This window comes from Streptosporangium carneum (genome assembly GCF_027922005.1).
Taxonomy (GTDB): Bacteria; Actinomycetota; Actinomycetes; order Streptosporangiales; family Streptosporangiaceae; genus Streptosporangium; species Streptosporangium carneum.
Genome location: NZ_BSEV01000017.1, coordinates 97,705 through 115,607, shown reverse-complemented (window position 1 = coordinate 115,607; position 17,903 = coordinate 97,705). Strand labels below are relative to the sequence as shown.

Here is a 17,903-nt window from a genome sequence, read left to right as displayed (position 1 = left end):
GTCACCGCGGCGCGGGCAGGAACGCGGTGCGGCCGTGCTGCGCGAACTCCTTCTCGAGCCGCTCGCGTCCTTCCTGGTCCAGCGGGCGGTAGGCGGTCTCGGCGCCGGAACGGCAGAACACCGGGTCGGAGGTCTGCCACGCGGCCCGGCGCAGCAAGATCTTGGCGGACTTGCTGTTGCCGGTGGTGGGCACCTCGTCGACCACCCGGACGAAACGCGGACGCCACTTGGTGCCCAGGTCGGGCTGCTCGTCCAGGAAGCGGGTGAGGGCGTCCGGGTCGAACGCGACGCCGGGCCGCATCTGGACCGTGCACATCACCTGGTCGCCGGTGCGCGGGTCGGGCACCGCGTAGACCAGCGCCACCGTGATGTCCGGCCAGCGCTCCAGGAGCCGCTCCACCGGCACGGTGGAGAAGTTCTCACTGTCGACCCGCAGCCAGTCGGAGGAACGGCCGGCGAAGTAGAAGAACCCGTCGGCGTCGCGGTAGGCGAGGTCGCCCGTCCAGAAGTCGTCGCCCCGGACGCGTTCCGCCTGCGCTCCCGGGTTGTCGTAGTAGCCCTCGAAGGCCGACGCCTTGCCGAGCGCCACCATCTGCCCGATGGCGGCCTCGGCGTTGAGCAGCCTTCCGCGCTCGTCGCGTTCGACGCGGGGGCACTCCTGGCCTGTCTCCTCGTTCATCACGCGGACGTCCACGCCCGCCACGGGCAGGCCCAGGGAGTCGGGCGGGCTGTCCGGGGTCCGGTTGATCCGCAGGACGCCCTCACTGAGCCCGTACCCCTCCGAGACCCGGCAGCCGAAGCGGGCGGAGAACCTCGCGACGTCGGACGCCGACGCCTCGGTGCCGATGGCGAACCGCAGGCTGCTGTCGCGGTCCCGCTCGTCCTGCGGCTGCGCCAGCACGTAGGACAGGGCCCGGCCGACGTAGTGACGAAGGTGGCGCCGTACCGGTGGACGTCGCGGACGAAGCCGGACGCGGAGAACTTGCGGGCCAGGCAGACGGTGGCGCCCGTCAGCGTCGCCGGCGCCAGGTTCATCATCGCCGAGTTGCCGTGGAAGAGCGGCATGCACAGGTAGCTCACGGAGTCGCGGGTGAGCTCCGTGCGGACGGCGAGCGTCTCGGCGAGGAACCCGAGCCGGCCCTGGGAGCAGATCACCGCCTTCGGCGCGCCGGTGGAGCCGGAGCTGAAGAGCAGCAGCAGGATCGCCTCCGCAGGGGGGAGGCGATCGGGGAGGCCGGCGCCGCGGTGTTCCTCGACGAGGCTTCGATAGGCCGCGCTGTCGACGTTGAGCACGGCGTCGGCAGGCACTCCGTGGTCGAGGCCCTCGAGCAGGCCTGCCAGGCGATCCTCGGTGATGATCAGGTCGCAGTCGGTGTGCCGGATGTCGTGGGCCATCTCCTCGCCGCGCCTGGTCGGGTTGATCCCGACGACGACCGCGCCGCTCAGCGCCGCCGCCCCGATCCAGAACACGTAGTCGGGGACGTTCTCCAGCAGCACCCCGATGTGCGGCCGGCCGTCCGGCTTGCCGAACCGCCGGAGCGCGGCTGCCCGGTCGGCGCTCTCCTGGACCACCTGGGCCCAGGTCCACGACTCGTCACCGAAGCGGAGACCGATGTGCTCGTCATCGGCCCGCGAGCGCACGATCTCGGCGAATGTGCCCAACGTTCTGAACCTTCCGTAGATGGCGCCATGCATAAGCAAGCAATCGCTTGTTAAAGTAATCCTCGCCTTTGGGGCGGTCAAGAAGCCCGTTTTCGGCCCCTCTCGGCTGATCGGCGGCTGCCCCTTGCCTGACTGTGCACCCCTTCCCTATGGTTGAGCAAGCGCTTGACTAAATCGATGGGCGGGAGTCGCCCGAGGCCGGCGAGGCGGGTCAGGCGTGCCCGGGGAAGCTCGATCGGGCGGACGCGGCAACGGCCGGGTCGTGATCCGACGCCGGCCGGACATCGGTCGCCGCCGCCGGGTGGACACCGTGATCTCCCAGACGGAACCCGGCGGATCATGTCTTGACCGGCCACCGTATCGCCTATAACTTCTCCGGCCAAGCGCTTGCTTGCTCACGTCGACCGCAACGACAACCCTCACAAACGCACGGGGCGAACGCACGGCAATGCGTTTTCACTAGGAGGAACAATGACCTGGAGATGCGTCAGGCGTCGGTCCGGAGTCGCCATGCTCGCCGTCGCCGCACTGGCTCTCACGGGATGCGGAAGCGGCGGCGCCGCTGGAAACGACGGGAAACCCGCGCAGAGCACCGAGGCCGATCCGAACGCCACGTTGCGGTTCACCTCCGCCGCCCCGATACGGAACCTCGACCCGGCGCTGCAGACCAGTTACGGCGGCGTCGGCTACCTGGTGCTGGCCATCGACCGGCTGACGACCCTCGACAAGGACGACAACGTCGTCCCCGGCCTGGCCACCGAGTGGAAGTTCGCCAAGGACGGCTCCTACCTGGAGCTGAAGCTGCGCGACGACGTGAGGTTCCACGACGGCACCGTGTTCGACGCCGCGGCGGTCAAGGCGAACATCGAGCGCGGCAAGACGCTCGAGGGCAGCACGATCAAGCAGAACCTGGACGACATCACCTCCGTCGAAGCGGTCGACGCCCACACGGTCCGGTTGCGTCTGGTGAAGGGCAGGGGAGTCCAGCTGCCCAGCGTGTTCGCCACGAACGCCGGCATGATGATCAGCCCGAAGGCGATCGCGGAGCGGTCCGCCAAGCTGGCGAGCGACCTGGGCGACGCCGGCTCGGGACCGTACCTCGTGACCTCCTTCACGCCCGGCGAGAAGGTGGTCATGAAGAAGGCGCCGGCCTACTGGGATCCGGCGGTGGGCCAGATCGCCGGGATCGAGCTCCAGGCGATCTCCGACGGCGCGACCAGGCTGCGAGGAGTGCAGACCGGGCAGACCGACCTGACGACGGTCAGCGCGGCCAACGACCTGGCCCAGGCCCGGCAACTGGCCGACCAGGGGGCGGTCGACATGAAGAAGGTCACGTTCCGCAACGTGCTCGGCGTGTACCTGCGGGCCAACCTCGGTGACCTGACCAAGCCCGAGGTGCGCCAGGCCATCGCCCACGCCATCGACCCGGACGCCGTCGGCGCGCTCTTCTCAGGAAGCTGCCAGCCGAACCGCCAGCTCTACCCGGCCGGCAGCTGGGCGGCGATCAAGGACTACTCCTACCCCTACCCCTACGACCAGGCCAAGGCCAGGGAACTGGTCCAGAAGGCGGGCGGAGCCAAGGTCACGATCAGCTATCCGGCCAGCACGAACATGGAACAACCGGCCAACGTGATCCAGGGCAAGCTGTCCGAGGCCGGCATCGACGCCAAGCTCAACCCGGTCCCGAACACGGAGAACGAGCCCCGGTTCATCGCCGGCGACTTCGAGCTCATGGTCTCGGCGTCATGGAGCCCGAAGATCGACCCGGCCGACACGGTGGACACCTACCTGCTGGACACCTACAAGCTGGCCACCGACCGCGGCGCGATCGAGCCGGACGCGGCCAAGGCCGCCGACCCGACGCTGTCCGAGGCCCAGCGCGCTCCGCTGTACGCCAAGATCTGGCAGACCACCATGCAGCAGGCCTGGTACATCCCGATCTGCCGGTTGACCGTGGGGGTGGTCTCGAACAACAAGGTGCTGAACACGGACAACGTTCCCCTGGCGGACATCGGGATCTGGGATCTCCGGCACATCGCCGTGAAGCGTTAGCGTCGCGACGCCTTTCGCCGGGCGGGATCGGCGGTCCGGCGAAAGGCGTCCGCCACTTCCCGTAACCAGCCCCGCAAATCGTCGAAGGGACACAGCATGCTGCGCCACGCGGGTAAACGACTGCTCGCGGCGATCCCACTGCTGCTCGTGGTGCCGCTCCTGGTCTTCCTCCTGATCGATCTCGCCCCCGGAGACCCGGCCGTCGTCCTGGCCGGCGACAACCCGACCCCGGAACGCATCGCGGCGATCCAGGCGCGACTGGGCCTGTCGGATCCGGTCGTGGAGCGCTACGCCCGGTGGGTCGGCGCCGTGCTGCACGGAGACCTGGGAAAGTCGCTCATGTCTGACCAGTCGGTGATGGAGATGATAATCCGGCGGATGGGCGCCACGATGTCCCTGGTGCTGTTCGCGATGGTGATGGCCGTCGTGCTGGGCGCCCTCATGGCGATCCTGTCGTCGCTGCGGCCGGGAGGCGTCGTCGACCGCCTGGTGAACTGGCTGGCCTCGATCGCGATCGCGATCCCGGCCTTCTGGTTCGGGCTGGTGCTGGCGTCGCTGTTCGCGGTGACCTACCGCGTGTTCCCCGCGTTCGGGTTCGTGCCGCTGTCGGAGGGGATCGGGCCCTGGCTGTCCCACCTCGTCCTGCCCGGCGTCGCCCTCGGCCTGCTGCCCGCGGCGGAGGTGACGCTGCAGCTGCGGTCGGCCCTGGGGCAGGTGCTCACGTCGGACTACATACTCAACGCCCGGGCGAAGGGGCTGAGCAGACGCTCGGTCCTGTTCAAGCACGCGTTGAAGAACGCCTGCGTGCCGGTGGTGACCGTGTTCGGCTTCCGGGTCGCCGAGGTGCTCGCGGGCTCGGTCACCATCGAGATCATCTACAACATGCCCGGCCTCGGCAGCCTGGCGGTGGACAGCGTGCTCAGCCGGGACATCCCGGTGCTGCTCGGCTTCGTCCTCTTCTCCACCAGCGTGGTCGTGGTCGTGAACCTGCTGGTCGACATCTCCTACGGCTACTTCAATCCGAAGGTGCGTGCATGAAGAACGTCACCACGCCGCCGGACGACCTCCTCGACGCGCCCGGTGACCCGTACGCGGAATCCGCGGGGACGGGAATCCTGCGCGGCATCCTGCGCCGCAGATCCACCATCGTGGCCGGTGGGTTCCTGGCCCTGCTCGTCCTGGTCGCCGTCCTGGCTCCGGTGATCGCACCGTACGACCCGAACGTCCAGAACGTGCTGCAGCGGCTGCGGCCGCCCGGCTCCGGGCACCTGCTCGGCACCGACGACTACGGCCGGGACGTGCTGAGCCGCCTGATCCACAGCGCCAGGGTGTCGCTGCAGGCCGCGGCGCAGGCGGTGGCCGTCGCACTGGTGATCGGCCTGTCGCCCGGCGTCGCCGCCGGATTCAGGGGCGGCTGGCTGGACGCGGCGCTGACCCGGATCATGGACGCCCTGATGAGCGCGCCGTCGCTCGTGCTGGCCATCACGATCGTGGCGGTGCTCGGCCCCGGGGTCACCAACGCGATGCTGGCCGTTGGGGTGATCATGGCTCCCCGGTTCTTCCGGGTGTCCCGGGCCACCACGATGGACGTGCGGCACGAGACGTACATCGAGGCGTCCATCGCCCTGGGCTGCGGAAACCTGCGGACCGCCGTGCGGCACATCCTGCCCAACGTGATGCCGCCGATCGTGCTGGTGACCTCCGTGTCCCTGGGCGCCGCGGTCGCGGCGGAGGCGAGCCTCAGCTTCCTCGGCCTCGGCGTACGGCCGCCGGCGGCCAGCTGGGGATCGATGCTGTCCACGGCGTCGTCGAACATGGGCCTGGCGCCGTACCTCGTGTGGCCGCCCGGCGTGATGATCTTTCTCACCGTTCTGGCTTTCACCTATCTGGGAGACGGCGTGCGCAAGGGCATGCTGCGCAGCCGGTCGGCGAGCGGCAAGGGGGAGTGACATGACGGCGCGACAGCAGGAGGCGGACGCCCGGCCGCTGCTCGAGATCCGGGACCTGACGGTGGAGTTCCCGGCCCCGGTGGGGGGATGGACCCCGGTGGTGCAGCGGGTGTCGTTCACCCTGGGCCAGGGCGAGTCCGTCGCGCTGGTCGGCGAGTCGGGCTCGGGCAAGACGGTGACCTCGCTCGCGGTGATGGGACTGACCGGTGTCACCGGCGGGCGCGTCGCCGCCGGTTCGGTGAGCTTCGACGGCAGGGAGTTGACGTCCCTGCCCGAACGCGAGTGGCGCGCCCTGCGCGGCCCCGGCATGGGGATGATCTTCCAGCAGCCGATCCGCAGCCTCAACCCCGCCTACACCGTCGGCGACCAGATCGCGGAGTCCGTTCGGCGGCACCTCGGGCTCAACCGCAGGGCCGCCAGGGCCCGGGCGATCGAGATGCTCGACCTCGTCCAGATCCCCCGGGCGGCGGAGCGGGTCGACGACTACCCGCACGCGTTCAGCGGGGGAATGTGCCAGCGAGTGATGATCGCCATGGTCATGGCCTGCAACCCGCGCCTGCTGATCGCCGACGAACCCACCACCGCGCTCGACGTGACCGTTCAGGAACGGATTCTGCGTCTGCTGCGGGATCTGCAGGAGCAGACCGGGGTGTCGTTGCTCTTCGTCAGTCACGATCTCGCGGTGGTCGCCGAGCTGTGCCAGAAGGTCACGGTCATGTACGCCGGCGAAGTCGTCGAACAGGGCACGGCGGCGGACGTCTTCTTCCGGCCGGGGCACCCCTACACCTCCGGCCTGCTGGCCGCGATCCCCAAACCCGGCCTGGGGACCGGCCGTCGCCTGGCGACCATCCCCGGCAGCATCCCCGCCCCCGGCCTCTGGCCCGAGGGATGCCGCTTCCACCTCCGGTGCCCGCACCGGGAACCCGGCCGGTGCGACTCCGTGCGCCCGGACCTGGTCCCGGCGGGCCCGTCGGCCCAGGCCCGTTGCCTCCGCGTGAGTGAGATCGACCTTCAGGGAGTGACGGTCGCGTGAGCCTGCTCGAAGTATCAGGAGTGTCCAAGACCTTCAAGGCGGGCCGGGACCTCCTCGGCCGACGCACCCGCAGACCCCCCGCCGTCCAGGACGTCGGCTTCACCCTGGCCAAGGGCGAGTGCCTCGCCGTGGTGGGGGAGTCGGGAGCGGGCAAGTCGACCCTGGGCCGGATCGTTCTGCGCCTGATCGACCCGGACGGCGGACGGATCACGTTCGACGGGGTCGACGTGCTCGCGGCCCGCCCCCGCGAAATGCGCCGGCTGCGCAGGCGCATGCAGATGATCTTCCAGGATCCGTACAGCTCGCTGGACCCCAGGATGAGCGTGGCCGAGGCCGTCGCCGAACCGCTGCTCGTGCACACCGACCTCGACCGGGCCGCCAGGGCGCGGCGCGGCGCCGAACTGCTGGACAGGGTGGGCATCGGCCGCAGATACCTCGGCCGATATCCCGCCGAGCTCTCCGGAGGACAGCTGCAGCGGGTGGCCATCGCCCGGGCGCTGACGCTCAACCCCAGCCTGATCGTGTGCGACGAACCCGTCGCCGCGCTCGACGTCTCGGTCCGGGCGCAGGTGCTCAACCTCCTGCGCGACCTGCAGGAGGAACTGGGGCTGTCCTACCTGTTCGTCAGCCACGACCTGGCCCTCGTGGAGGTCGTCGCCGATCGCGTGCTGGTGATGGCCGCGGGGCGCGTCGTCGAGCAGGGCGACGTCCGGCAGATCTTCCGTTCCCCCGCTCATGAGTACACCCAGCGGTTGCTGTCCGCCATCCCGGTGCCGATGCCGCGCGACTCCACCGGACGGCGGATGGCCGAGGGCCGTCCCGAACCCTCGGCACGGTCCAGGGAGGAGGCGGCCCAGTGACCACGCCACAGACGGCCGCGCGCGTGTTCTTCTCGTTCCCGCCACGGGCTGCCACCCGTCCGGGTGTGGCCCGCCCGTCGTCGGCGACGGTGACGGTGACGTCGGCCGCTGATCCGGTCTTCACCCGGTCTCCCTGCTTATGACCGCCCGTCTTGTGGTCGAGAGGGCTGTGGCGCGGGAGGCGGGAGGGCCAGGCCGGTCTTGATGGTGTCGAACACGAGCAGGGTCTCGTAACGCCTGATGTTGTCGTCCGCTTTGAACAGGCGGTCGCCAAGGCGGCTGCATTCGCGCATGCTCCGCGCGGCCAGGACGACCACGTAGTCCCACGGTCCCGCGACCCGGTAGCACTGCTGGACCTGTGGGTTGGAGCGCATCCGTTCGGCGAAGGCGCGGTGGTGTTCGAACGATTCCCGGGCCAGGGTCACCAGGACCGTGGCCAGAACGGTGGGGCCGAAGCGGTGTGGGTCGAGGACGGCGACCTGCCTGGTGATGAGGCCGTCCCTGCGGTAGCGGGCGATCCGCCGCTGGACGGCGCTCGGTGAGAGCCCGACCCGTTCGCCGAGGTCGTGCAGGGTGCGTCCGGCGTCGCGCTGGAGGAGGTCCAGGAGTTGCGCGTCGATCTCGTCCAGGCGGGGTGGCGGTGGTTCAGGCATGCAAGATTATTGCGTTCTAGCGCGAAAATTCTCAATCACGTCGATCGGGCGTTCGATTAGCGTTGGCCGGGTCCGGAAGCCCCGAGGAAAGGCGACGCGCATGAATCTGGACGTGGCGCGGATCGAGAAGGCCGTGCAGGTGATCGATCCGGTGTTCCTCAACACCCCGCAGTACCTCGATGAGCAGCTGTGCCGGGCGCTGGGCGGCCGCACGGTGACGGTGAAAGTGGAGACAGCCAACCCGGTGCGCAGCTTCAAGGGCCGGGGCGCCGATCTGATGCTGAGCACGCTCGCCCCCGGCACGCCGGTGGTGTGCGCCAGCTCGGGCAACTTCGGGCAGGCCGTCGCCTACGCGGGACGGGCCCGCGGGATGCCGGTCGAGGTGTTCGTGCCCGAGACGGTCAATCCCGTCAAGCGGGAGCGGATGGAGACCTTCGGTGCCCGGGTCGTCGCGGCCGGGACGGACGGCATGTCGGCGCGGAAGGCCGCGGCCGCTCACGCCGAGCGCCACCCTGACCGCGTCTATCTTCAGGACGGTCTCCAGGCGGCGATCGCCGAGGGCGCCGGGACGATCGGGGTCGAGCTGACCAGCGGCGCGCCAGGCGGCGCGGGCGGTCCGGGCTTCGACGCCGTCGTGCTCCCGGTCGGCGACGGCGCGCTGATCAACGGCGTGGCGTGCTGGATGAAGGAGCACGCACCCGGCACCCGGATCGTGGGAGTCAATGCCGAAGGCGCCCCCTCGATGCTGGAAAGCCTGCGCGTCGGCCGCGCGGTCTCCATCGAACGCGTTCGCACCTTCGCCGACGGCATCGCGGTGCGCACCCCGCTGGAGGCCTCGGTACGACGGGCCCGCGCGCTGGTGGACGAGATCGTCCTGGTGACAGACGAGGCCATCGCCACTGCCATGGAGCTGGCGGCGCGCACGCTCGGGATCGTCCTGGAACCGGCGGGGGCGGCGGGCCTGGCAGCGATCGCCGAGGGCGCGGTCCCTGGCGATCGGCTGGCGACGGTGCTGACCGGCGCCAACCCACGTCCCGAACAGGCCCGCGAACTCGCGGCCCGGCTCGCACGGCCTGTCCCCGACACACGAGCCTCAGGGGGCCACTGGGCCATGCGGGACGCACACGTCGCACGAGACGAGCGGTGACCTCGCCGCCCGGGGACCGGGCCCTGCTCGGGCGAGCAGGCCGACACCGGCACAACGTCACAGACTCCGACCAACACGCACCATGGAGGAAGACACAGTGAAGCGAATCGGCATCATCGGGGTGGGCGAGATCGGCCGGGCCATCGTGGAAGGCCTGTACGACCGGGGCGGCGATGCGCCCGAGGTGTTCCTCTCCCCTCGCGGAGCCCGCACGGCCGCGGAGCTGTCCGAGCGCTACGAGGGCGTGCGGGTGTGTCCTGACAACCAGGCGGTGGTGGACCGCTCCGCGATCGTGATCATCGCTGTACGCCGTCAGGACCGGCACGAAGCGCTCGCCGGCCTGACGGTGCCCGGCGACAAGATCGTGATCAACGTGATGTCCGGCGTCGGCAACGACGACCTGCGCAGGACGCTGGCCACCGATGCCCCGATCGTACGGGCCATCCCCCTGCCCGCCATACGCGAACGCCGCTCCGTCACGGTGACGTACCCGTCTCACCCGGTGGTGGACTCCCTCTTCGAGCACCTTGGCGGAGCGCTCCCGGTCGCGGACGAGACGGCCTTCAACGTCTTCTCCGCAGTGACGGGGACGCTGACCACCCACTACTCCTACCTCGCCACACTCACGTCGTGGGCCGTCGGCCACGGCATCGCCTCCGGCGACGCGGACCGCTACGTCCGCAGCCTCTTCCAGGAGGTCGGTCGTGCCCTGAGCGACGAGACCCGCAGCCTGCAGCAGCTCGCGGCCGACCACGAGACCCCGAAGGGGAACAACGAGCGCATCCGCACCACCTGGTTCACCCCCGCCAGCTCCGAAGCCCTTGCCCAGGCCCTCGACGACCTCCTCGACGACCTCAAGTAGTTCCGGACAGAGGGCCGCGCCCTCGCAGAACGCGAGAAAGTCCAGTGCTGTCCCGACGCCGTCGAACAAGCCCGCGCCGAATACGCCACTCTCCGCAACAGACCCTGACCTCGCCACCCCACGATCAGCCATCAACGCCGTTGTTCAGCGCGGATCGTCCCCCAGTCTCGATACAGCTGATTACGTCACCGCAGGTCAAATATGGATTCGTTGGATTCCTCCCGATCGCTGCCGGGCCCCGCCGGTGAAGGCCAGAAGAAACCGTTTTTTGCAACCGGTCGGCTACTGACTGGTGTGTAACGCCCGTGATGGCGACATAACGGATTCAATGTGTAACTATCTGCTGCTTTGCGGCAGGCCCAACAAGGGGTTCTGTGACCAAATCGCACAGGAGTCATGCAGAGTCGCTTTGCGATGCCACCCTGATCGTGGAGAGTGACCGATCCCTCCGCTGCCCTGCCCATGGGGCCCGCCGGCTCGCTGAAGACAGTGCCCTCGGCGAGCCGGTGCGGGTTGGAGACCTCGGCGAACTGACGGCTCAAGATGACGATCGATTCCGCACAAGATCAATGCGGGTTCAGGATGGGCCCCTCACCCCCGGAGGACGCCGCCGGATCGATCATCCGGTTTCCGGGCAGGCGGCGAACCATGTGCGGTCGTCGGTGAGCCACCGGTCGAGGCGCAACCGCGCGGAGGCGAGGTCGGCCGCCAGTTCCCGCTCGTCGACGGGGTGACGGCTGAACGCGTGCGTCCACGTCTGGTCGCCGACGTGGTAATCGATGACGACGTCGACGCGGGGCCCGTCACGGTGGACCTTCTTGATCACCCGCCGGATGCCGTCGTGCTCGCGCACCGACGGTTCGACCGTGTCGAACCAGCTCGGCTCGGCGCGCTGGACGATGACGACGCCATGGGGATCGACATGCCTGCGGCAGGTCTGGAGGAAGGCGCGCCGCCGGGCCGAATCCGCGTTGAGCATGGTGCTCGCGAGCAGGACGGCGTCGAAGGCGCGGTCCAGTCGCAGGGTCTCGATGCTCGCGCGCACGGTCGGCAGCTCAGCGACGCGGGCGAGCATGGCCGGGGACTCGTCGACGCCGAGGACCGGGTGCCCGAGCTCCGCGAGGGGGCGCAGGATCCTGCCGGTCCCGCAGCCGAGTTCCAGGATCGACGCGTCGGCGGGCACGGCGGCGTGCACGATCTCGGGCTCGCCCATCGGGGGCAGGAGACTGTAGAACTCCACGGCGCAGCCGTCCGGCGTGATGTCGCCGGGACCGGACCCGTAGTAGGCGCTCATGATCACTTCTTTCCCCGGCCCGTCGCCGGTCACTCGGTGTGGACGGCCCGCGGTGAGGATCCGGCTTCTCGCCGGCGACTTCCCGGACGGAGGACACGGACCCCTGCCGTCCCCGAACGGTCCTCGGAGTCGTCGCCCCTGACCGGTCTCACCGCTGCCGTGCGGGCCGCCCGGGGAGACCGGACGGCCCGTGCGGGTCAGACGGGGTTCAGGTACCAGATCTCGTTGTCGGCGACGACGCCCGCGCCGGAGTCGGTGTTGCCGGTGATCGTCTGCTGGTCAAGGGTGGTGCCGCTGCCGGCCGGTGTGGCGAGCACCTTGCCGCTGAAACGGTTGACCAGGAAGAACGTTCCGTCCGCGACCCGTTTGAGGGTCCACTGCTGGCTGGTCGCGCTGCCACAGGTCGCCTGTCTGATCTGGACGCCGTTGGACGTGCCGGCCGAGACGAGGTCCAGGCACTTGGAGCTGTTGACGTTCACCAGCTTCCAGTACGACCCGGTGGCCTGGAGCTGCCAGCGCTGGCTGGTGGCGCCGGACGGCGCGTTGTGCGTGATGAGCGCGCCGGAGGCGGTCGAGGCGCCCGCGGGCTCCGCGTTGTCGCGGCTGCCGCGCCCCTGCAGGTAGTAGACGCCGTTGTTGACCGGAGCGGCGTCGGTGACCTGGTTGAACACCCACTGCTGGTTGGTCGCGCCGGTGTAGGTCTGCTGCGTGATGGGCGACGGGTAGGCGCCGCCCGCGGTCAGCGCCAGCCCGGACAGCCAGTCGAAGATCGCGTATGTGTTCGCGCCGGTCGGCAGGTACGCGAAGCGCATGCCGTCCTGGCCGCCGCAGACGTACTGCAGGAGCGTCGTGCCGGGCGTGGTGCCGCTGTAGGAGCTGTCGGCGCACAGGCGGCTGCCGACGTTGACGAACTGCAGCCCGGTCGTGTAGCCCATCAGCCACTTCTGGCTGGCAGTGTCGACGCGGGCGCGCTGGCTCAGCTCGACCAGCGTCCCGGTGGAGGCGCCGATGGGCTCCAGCGCGCCTCCCGTGGACACGTTCGTTATGACGTAGGTGTTGCCGACCTTGGGATGCGGATCACTGTCGGCCGTGCCGCCCGCGATGAGGTAGGCGCTGTTGGCGACGTTCCAGTGCGTGGCCAGGTAGCTTCCTGCGGTGGGGGCGGCGTTGTAGTAGTCGTCCCGGTTGCAGTCGGGCAGCCGGTAGTCGTTCCACTGCAGGCAGCTCCACGTGGGCGTGCCGCCGTAGCACATGAGGTCCCACTGGTCGAGGCAGTGCCAGCTGCCGTCCGAGTGGGCCGCGCTGAGCTGTACGGCGCCGAAGCTGTGCCCCAGTTCGTGGGCGATGGCGTTCGCGCCGAAGCAGCCGGGGATGGCGTCCACGCGGGCGTAGGCGAGCCCGTTGTTGAGGTTGGCGGCGCCGGTCGTCAGGTCGTCGCCCTTGATCTCGGACACGCCGCAGATCGCCGTGGCCTCGGTGAGCATGAGGTAGTGCCGGTCGGTGCTGGTGTAGCCGAGGGCCTTCACGGCGTTGATGCTGGAGTCGAAGTCGACCAGTGAGCCTGCGGGGACTACCAGGTTGCGTACGACGGCGGCGCAGCCTCCGGTGACCGCCGTGGTGACGAACCGGATGTGCCGACTGCGGTTGGAGGTGGCCGCGGCGTCGTTGAACGCGTCGTCGGCGTTGGCCAGCCAGGCACGGAACATGGGGAGGAACTGCGTGTAGCGGTCCGGCATCGACGCCTCACGCACGTACAGGACCTCGACGCGCTTGCCGCTGGTGCCGTCGCCGTCGCAGGCCACCAGCTGCGGGCCGGTCTGCGCCTTGGCCAGGCTCGGCGCGAGGGCCGCGGGCCCGGCGCGCTCGCCGACTCTCGCGCCGGGGAAGGTGTCGGACACGACGTGGGAAGGACCGTCGGCCGGTGGTGTGGCGGCCGACGCCGTTGGGGGTGAGGCGACCAGACCGACCGCGAGGAGGACCCACGCGGCGGCCAGGGAGAGGTTTCGCCTGAGCTGCATTCCGATGAACTCCGATCGGTACGGATACGCCCTCAAGGGGCGATTCATCGGTAATGATCACATTATGAATACGCGGATCGGGTTGACTGTAAGATTTGTCACAAAGCATTGACGTGATGCATTTTAAATGCCCGATCGCGTCATTGTGACTCGGTGTGTCGGTCGCGGTAAACGTCGGCGACGACACTTCGATTCGTTGTCGGATATTCATCCGGGAGGGGCTCGGCTCACACGCGCGCGACACGCGCTCGCCGTGCGCCCCGACTGGTCGTTTCCGTATCGCCGCTGTTCAGCCGATAGGCCATGGCGTTTCCTGGCCGTCTCCTGGGCGTTCGCGCGAACCGGCCGGCGAGGAATGGGGGAGCCGTGGCCGCGCTTCATCTCGCGGTGTGAGGGCGTCGCCCCGAAACGGGGAAGGCGGTGACCGCCTCTCTTTGATTTATGCTGCTCGTCGAACATGTGAATGTCCGGGGCGTCGTGACGTTCCACAGTCGGGCGGTATGCATAAGGCGGCGAGCCGCCCCCCGGCCGTCCGACTCGTAGCCCTGGTCCTCAATCACGGCACCATCCCGATCGGCTCGCTGCTCGGAGGAGTCCTCGGCGACCTTCTCGGTCCCCGTTCCGCCATGTGGATCACGGCTGGCCTGCTCGCGCCCTGCTGGCTGATCCTCGCGTCGGGTCCCATGCGCGGCCGGTACGGCCTCCCGGCCCCGGCCCGCCGCTCCCGTCGTGACGAATCTGGATCTTGTGGACGACGGCCTCGATGCTCTATAAAGCGTAGTACTACGACTTGTAGAGTCGATGGGGGGCCGTCGGTGCGGGTGCTTGTGGTGGGGGCGGGAATCGGCGGGCTCGCGGCGGCGCGGGGACTGGTCGCCGCGGGGCACGAGGTGGTGGTCCTGGAGCAGGCGGCCGAGCCGCGCCTCGGGGGCGGGGCCGTCACCCTGTGGTGCAACGGCACGGCGATCCTCGGCGACCTGGGCGTCGACCTGGAGGGGGCGGGGCAGCGGCTGACGACGTTGTGCCTGCGGACCGCCGGCGGACGCCAGGTGCTGGAGTTCGATCTGGAGGCGCTCGCGGAACGGTTCGGGTCGGCGGCGCGGGTGATTCCGCGCAGGACGCTGATCACTCTCCTGGGGAGCGGGCTGGCGGAGGGGGCCGTGCGGTTCGGCGCGCGGGTCGCGGAACTGCGGACCGACGGCGACGGCGTACGGGTGCGGACGGAAACAGGTCAGGAGTACGGCGGCGACTTCCTGGTCGGAGCGGACGGCGTGCGCTCGCGGGTGCGCGCCCTCGTCCTGGGCGGCGGCCAGGCGGCACTGACCGGCGCGGCGACCTGGCAGGGCCTGACGCAGGCCCCGTTCGACCTCGGATCGACCACGACGCTGATGGTCGGCCGACAGGGAGACTTCGGGTTCATGGGCGCCGGTGACGGGCTTATGCAGTGGTTCTTCGACGTGCCGTGGTCGTCGGACGCGGCGGCGCGGGACAAGCCGCTGGAGACGCTGCGCCGCCGGTTCGCGGGGTGGGGCTCACCGGTCGAGCGGGTTCTGGCGTCGCTGGAGGACGGCGACGCCGAACTGTTCCCGCACACCCGGCACAGGGTGCCGCGCCGCTGGGGCGACGGGCGGTGCGCGCTGCTCGGGGACGCGGCGCACGCGATGCCGCCCGTCATGGCGCAGGGCACGAACCAGGCGCTCGAGGACGTGGCGGCGCTGGTGGACTGCCTGGACGCCGCACCCGATCCGGCCGCGGTCGTGGCGGCGTACTCGTCCAGGCGCAGGCGGCAGGCGGCGCTGGCCTCCGCACTCGCCTCCCACAGCCTCGCGGTGTCCGGCCCGAGGACGTTGATGCAGAGCGAGTACCTCATGCGCATGAACGGCGCCGCACCGCCGCGCCTGGCCACCTGGGGGTTGGGACGCCTGCTGCGCACTCTCAGCGACCGGATCTGAAAGCGGCGGCGGTTCCGCAGGCGGGGCGCGACGCCACGACGCCGGCGGGATCCTGTGCTGACGCCTCCGTTCGGCCTCTCCGGCCGTAGGGCGCGAGCGGTGACCGAACCCGCGGGGCCGGAGGCCTCCGTTCCGTCGACTCCCCAGGGCCCTGGCGCGCGCCGTACGCCGGTTCTCCCGTCGGCGCCCGGCCGGTGCCAGGACGTGACCGCGCGACGGCGGACACCTGGTCTGCCTGCCCGCGAAAGAGGCGGACGTTCGTCCTCGGGGGAGGCCGTCCCCCGGCGGTGACCGCCCGGAGTTGATCGGTTGATTGTTCTTCCCGGCGCCCCCGAGCCGAACAACCCCATCCCTGATAGTCCAAACCCCAGAGCGGTGCCACAAAACGGATTTCCGCTCCTTTTTCCTCCGATTCATAACGGCGTCATTCGCCGACGGACGACAAAGAAAGGGGAACGATGCCTGTGCTCAGGCGCTTGGCCGGCATGGCCGCGAGCGTGATCGTCGGCGCGGCCCTGTTCACCGCCCCGGCCGCCCACGCCGCCCAGCCCCCCGCGAACGCACCCGCCGAACTGGAGGGGTGCTGGGGCGCCGGCCCCACGGTGACCGACACGCTTGGCGTCCAGTGGCCCACCCGGTACTGCAACAACTTCCTCGCCGGTGATGTCTACAACTACGTCGACGGCCGCTGGCAGCCGATCGGCAGGCTCAACGCCGGCAACAGCTGGTTCGTCTGCCAGTCCCACGGCCCGGAGAACCCCGCTGTCGGGGAGTGGCTCAACGACATCTGGCTCTACACCGAGGCCGACGTGGTCTGGGCCGCCGGCGGATGGGGCGGCTTCCCCGCCACCCACGTGTCCGGCGGCGAGAACTACGAGCCCATCCCCAACCTCGACTGGTGCCCCTGGGAGAACACCCTGGCACGCCGCAGCGTCCCGACGACCCCCGGGAAGTGACCCATGTCCCTGCCGATTCCCGCCCCTCGCCGCCGTCTGACGCGCATGGGCCTGTGCGCGCTGGCCGTGGTCTCCCTCTGCCTGGGGACGCCGGCCCTCGCCGCCGCCCAGGCCCCCACGCCCACCCCCGGGCCGCCCACCTCCGCCGCCAAGCCCATGCTGTCGCCCGAGGAGGCGCACAAGCGGGCGCTGAGAGAGGCCACCAGGCTGGGCAACCACTCCTACTACGACGCCACCAAGGTGCGCGACGACGGCCGGTCGTCCCAGAGCCTGAGCCGGCTGGCCACCGCGGCGGCGTTCCCCGCCGCCCCGCCGCAGCCGGACACCGACGACTGCCTGGCCTCCGACGACGCCGAGCGCAAGGAGGGCCGGACCTACAACCGGCTGCTGTGGTGTCAGACGATCGAGTATCGTGCCCGCTACCAGACCATAGACCAGTCGGGCAACGTGAAGTACTGGGGCACCAACGCGCTCCGCTGGAACATGGTGGCGCTGGGCAGCAACACCCAGCGGGCCATCCGGGTGTTCTGGCGGCCCGTGCCCGGGTCGGTCAAATACCTCGACTGGGCCGGCGGGTCCGTCATCCCCAGCCAGCTGCTCTTCGCGGTGCGCGCCGACTGCGCCCAGGGGGCGCCGCTCTGCTCCACCACGGGCGCGGCGGCCTTCAACACCTGGGGTGACTGGAACACCACCACCGCGTGGAGCTCGTGGGACATCGAGGCCCCGGCCCTGGCCAACGACTCGACCCGGGAGAAGATCAGCAGCCTGGACTGGCACCTGTCCACCGACGGCAGGTCCCCGGGCTTCCCCATCGGCGGCGGCCAGACCATCGACCTGCCGTTCCGCTGCGACTCCGCCGACTACTTCAGCCGGTTCGGCCAGCCCCACGACCGGGCGTGCGTGTTCACCACCGTGATCCCGCACCTGCAGTACAGCCGGTCGAGCCCCAAGCACGGGGCCGTCGCCGAGCACATCTACGAGGCGCAGATGAGCCCGGACACCACCTATCCGGCCGAGTCGCACCGCAAGGTGATCCCCGGCAAGTGGATGAACGACCCCGACGCGCCGTCGCTGCACCGGGTGGAGGGCTCGGGCGCCATCGCCAGTGCGAACACGACGTGGAAGAACTACGCCTGCAACCGCAACGGCGCCTACACCCCCATCACCGGGCTTCCTCCCAAGACCCCCCAGCAGGAGGCGGAGAAGTGGCAGTGTGACGAGTATCCCTTCCGTGCGACCGCCGAGGGCGCCAGCAGCGGCACCTGGGACTTCTCCGTCCGGTGGGTTCCGAAGGCCCAGAACGGCTCGGCCGGCGGCTCACTGATCTCCTACTTCTTCGACGACCGCATCCTGTTCGTCAACGACCCCTTCTGGGTACAGATCAACCCCTGACCGGCCATGTCCCGGCCGCCGACGCCTCCCCGCCCTGGCGGGGAGGCGTGACGGGCGCGGTGGTCGTGCTCTC

At 69.9% G+C, this 17,903-nt stretch carries 14 protein-coding genes and 1 pseudogene; 10 read left to right on the top strand and 5 right to left on the bottom strand.

Translation table 11 applies throughout. The features are described from left to right. Position 1: 1 nt before the first annotated feature. A complete protein-coding gene (locus PKF00_RS44725) occupies positions 2-592 on the bottom strand; it encodes an AMP-binding enzyme (protein ID WP_369011190.1) in 591 nt (196 codons plus the stop codon). A gap of 84 nt (positions 593-676) precedes the next feature. After that, positions 677-1,695 (bottom strand): annotated as a pseudogene (locus tag PKF00_RS29480) (AMP-binding protein); the annotation flags it as partial. A gap of 438 nt (positions 1,696-2,133) precedes the next feature. Here PKF00_RS29480 and PKF00_RS29475 point away from each other — a divergent pair. From PKF00_RS29475 to PKF00_RS29455, 5 genes are all read left to right on the top strand, one after another. Continuing rightward, positions 2,134-3,714, top strand: a complete 1,581-nt coding sequence (locus PKF00_RS29475) for an ABC transporter substrate-binding protein (protein ID WP_271220929.1) — start codon at positions 2,134-2,136, stop codon at positions 3,712-3,714. A 96-nt stretch (positions 3,715-3,810) separates the two neighbouring features. Then, complete coding sequence (locus PKF00_RS29470) at positions 3,811-4,752, top strand: ABC transporter permease (RefSeq protein ID WP_271220928.1); 942 nt, start codon at positions 3,811-3,813, stop codon at positions 4,750-4,752. After that, positions 4,749-5,663, top strand: a complete 915-nt coding sequence (locus PKF00_RS29465; RefSeq protein ID WP_271220927.1) for an ABC transporter permease — start codon at positions 4,749-4,751, stop codon at positions 5,661-5,663. Before PKF00_RS29470 ends, PKF00_RS29465 begins: the two co-directional genes overlap by 4 nt. A gap of 1 nt (position 5,664) precedes the next feature. Further along, positions 5,665-6,696 (top strand): ABC transporter ATP-binding protein, encoded by a 1,032-nt coding sequence (locus tag PKF00_RS29460; RefSeq protein WP_271220926.1) that lies wholly within the window; start codon positions 5,665-5,667, stop codon positions 6,694-6,696. After that, on the top strand, positions 6,693-7,556 hold the full coding sequence (locus tag PKF00_RS29455) for an ATP-binding cassette domain-containing protein (protein WP_271220925.1): 864 nt from the start codon (positions 6,693-6,695) through the stop codon (positions 7,554-7,556). Before PKF00_RS29460 ends, PKF00_RS29455 begins: the two co-directional genes overlap by 4 nt. 137 nt (positions 7,557-7,693) lie before the next feature. Here the strand turns inward: PKF00_RS29455 and PKF00_RS29450 are convergent, their stop codons facing one another. Then, the gene (locus tag PKF00_RS29450; RefSeq protein ID WP_271220924.1) at positions 7,694-8,209 is read right to left on the bottom strand and encodes an Lrp/AsnC family transcriptional regulator; all 516 of its coding nucleotides are present in this window, start codon (positions 8,207-8,209) and stop codon (positions 7,694-7,696) included. Positions 8,210-8,309: 100 nt separating this feature from the next. On the opposite strand from PKF00_RS29450, the gene PKF00_RS29445 reads away from it, so the two are divergent. Both PKF00_RS29445 and PKF00_RS29440 read left to right on the top strand, forming a co-directional pair. Next, a complete protein-coding gene (locus PKF00_RS29445) occupies positions 8,310-9,356 on the top strand; it encodes a threonine ammonia-lyase (protein ID WP_271220923.1) in 1,047 nt (348 codons plus the stop codon). A gap of 97 nt (positions 9,357-9,453) precedes the next feature. Next, complete coding sequence (locus PKF00_RS29440; RefSeq protein ID WP_271220922.1) at positions 9,454-10,218, top strand: NAD(P)-binding domain-containing protein; 765 nt, start codon at positions 9,454-9,456, stop codon at positions 10,216-10,218. Between the two features lie 619 nt (positions 10,219-10,837). On the opposite strand, the gene PKF00_RS29435 is transcribed toward PKF00_RS29440, so the two are convergent. Then, positions 10,838-11,512, bottom strand: coding sequence for a class I SAM-dependent methyltransferase (locus tag PKF00_RS29435; protein ID WP_271220921.1), 675 nt, complete (start codon positions 11,510-11,512; stop codon positions 10,838-10,840). 197 nt (positions 11,513-11,709) lie between these two features. Continuing rightward, positions 11,710-13,530, bottom strand: a complete 1,821-nt coding sequence (locus PKF00_RS29430; RefSeq protein ID WP_271220920.1) for an RICIN domain-containing protein — start codon at positions 13,528-13,530, stop codon at positions 11,710-11,712. An 815-nt stretch (positions 13,531-14,345) separates the two neighbouring features. Here PKF00_RS29430 and PKF00_RS29425 point away from each other — a divergent pair. The 3 genes from PKF00_RS29425 to PKF00_RS29415 all read left to right on the top strand — a co-directional run bounded on the left by PKF00_RS29425 (position 14,346) and on the right by PKF00_RS29415 (position 17,830). Then, on the top strand, positions 14,346-15,482 hold the full coding sequence (locus PKF00_RS29425; RefSeq protein WP_271220919.1) for an FAD-dependent oxidoreductase: 1,137 nt from the start codon (positions 14,346-14,348) through the stop codon (positions 15,480-15,482). A 458-nt stretch (positions 15,483-15,940) separates the two neighbouring features. Then, the gene (locus tag PKF00_RS29420; RefSeq protein ID WP_271220918.1) at positions 15,941-16,438 is read left to right on the top strand and encodes a hypothetical protein; all 498 of its coding nucleotides are present in this window, start codon (positions 15,941-15,943) and stop codon (positions 16,436-16,438) included. Between the two features lie 3 nt (positions 16,439-16,441). Then, complete coding sequence (locus tag PKF00_RS29415; RefSeq protein WP_271220917.1) at positions 16,442-17,830, top strand: NucA/NucB deoxyribonuclease domain-containing protein; 1,389 nt, start codon at positions 16,442-16,444, stop codon at positions 17,828-17,830. Positions 17,831-17,903: the final 73 nt, after the last annotated feature.

Excerpts from the sequence above, each read along its gene's own strand:
- PKF00_RS44725 (WP_369011190.1), bottom strand. The coding sequence starts at position 592 with ATGGTGGCGCTCGGCAAGGCGTCGGCCTTCGAGGGCTACTACGACAAC.
- PKF00_RS29475 (WP_271220929.1), top strand. The coding sequence starts at position 2,134 with ATGACCTGGAGATGCGTCAGGCGTCGGTCCGGAGTCGCCATGCTCGCC.
- PKF00_RS29470 (WP_271220928.1), top strand. The coding sequence starts at position 3,811 with ATGCTGCGCCACGCGGGTAAACGACTGCTCGCGGCGATCCCACTGCTG.
- PKF00_RS29465 (WP_271220927.1), top strand. The coding sequence starts at position 4,749 with ATGAAGAACGTCACCACGCCGCCGGACGACCTCCTCGACGCGCCCGGT.
- PKF00_RS29460 (WP_271220926.1), top strand. The coding sequence starts at position 5,665 with ATGACGGCGCGACAGCAGGAGGCGGACGCCCGGCCGCTGCTCGAGATC.
- PKF00_RS29450 (WP_271220924.1), bottom strand. The coding sequence starts at position 8,209 with ATGCCTGAACCACCGCCACCCCGCCTGGACGAGATCGACGCGCAACTC.
- PKF00_RS29445 (WP_271220923.1), top strand. The coding sequence starts at position 8,310 with ATGAATCTGGACGTGGCGCGGATCGAGAAGGCCGTGCAGGTGATCGAT.
- PKF00_RS29435 (WP_271220921.1), bottom strand. The coding sequence starts at position 11,512 with ATGAGCGCCTACTACGGGTCCGGTCCCGGCGACATCACGCCGGACGGC.
- PKF00_RS29430 (WP_271220920.1), bottom strand. The coding sequence starts at position 13,530 with ATGCAGCTCAGGCGAAACCTCTCCCTGGCCGCCGCGTGGGTCCTCCTC.
- PKF00_RS29420 (WP_271220918.1), top strand. The coding sequence starts at position 15,941 with ATGCCTGTGCTCAGGCGCTTGGCCGGCATGGCCGCGAGCGTGATCGTC.
- PKF00_RS29415 (WP_271220917.1), top strand. The coding sequence starts at position 16,442 with ATGTCCCTGCCGATTCCCGCCCCTCGCCGCCGTCTGACGCGCATGGGC.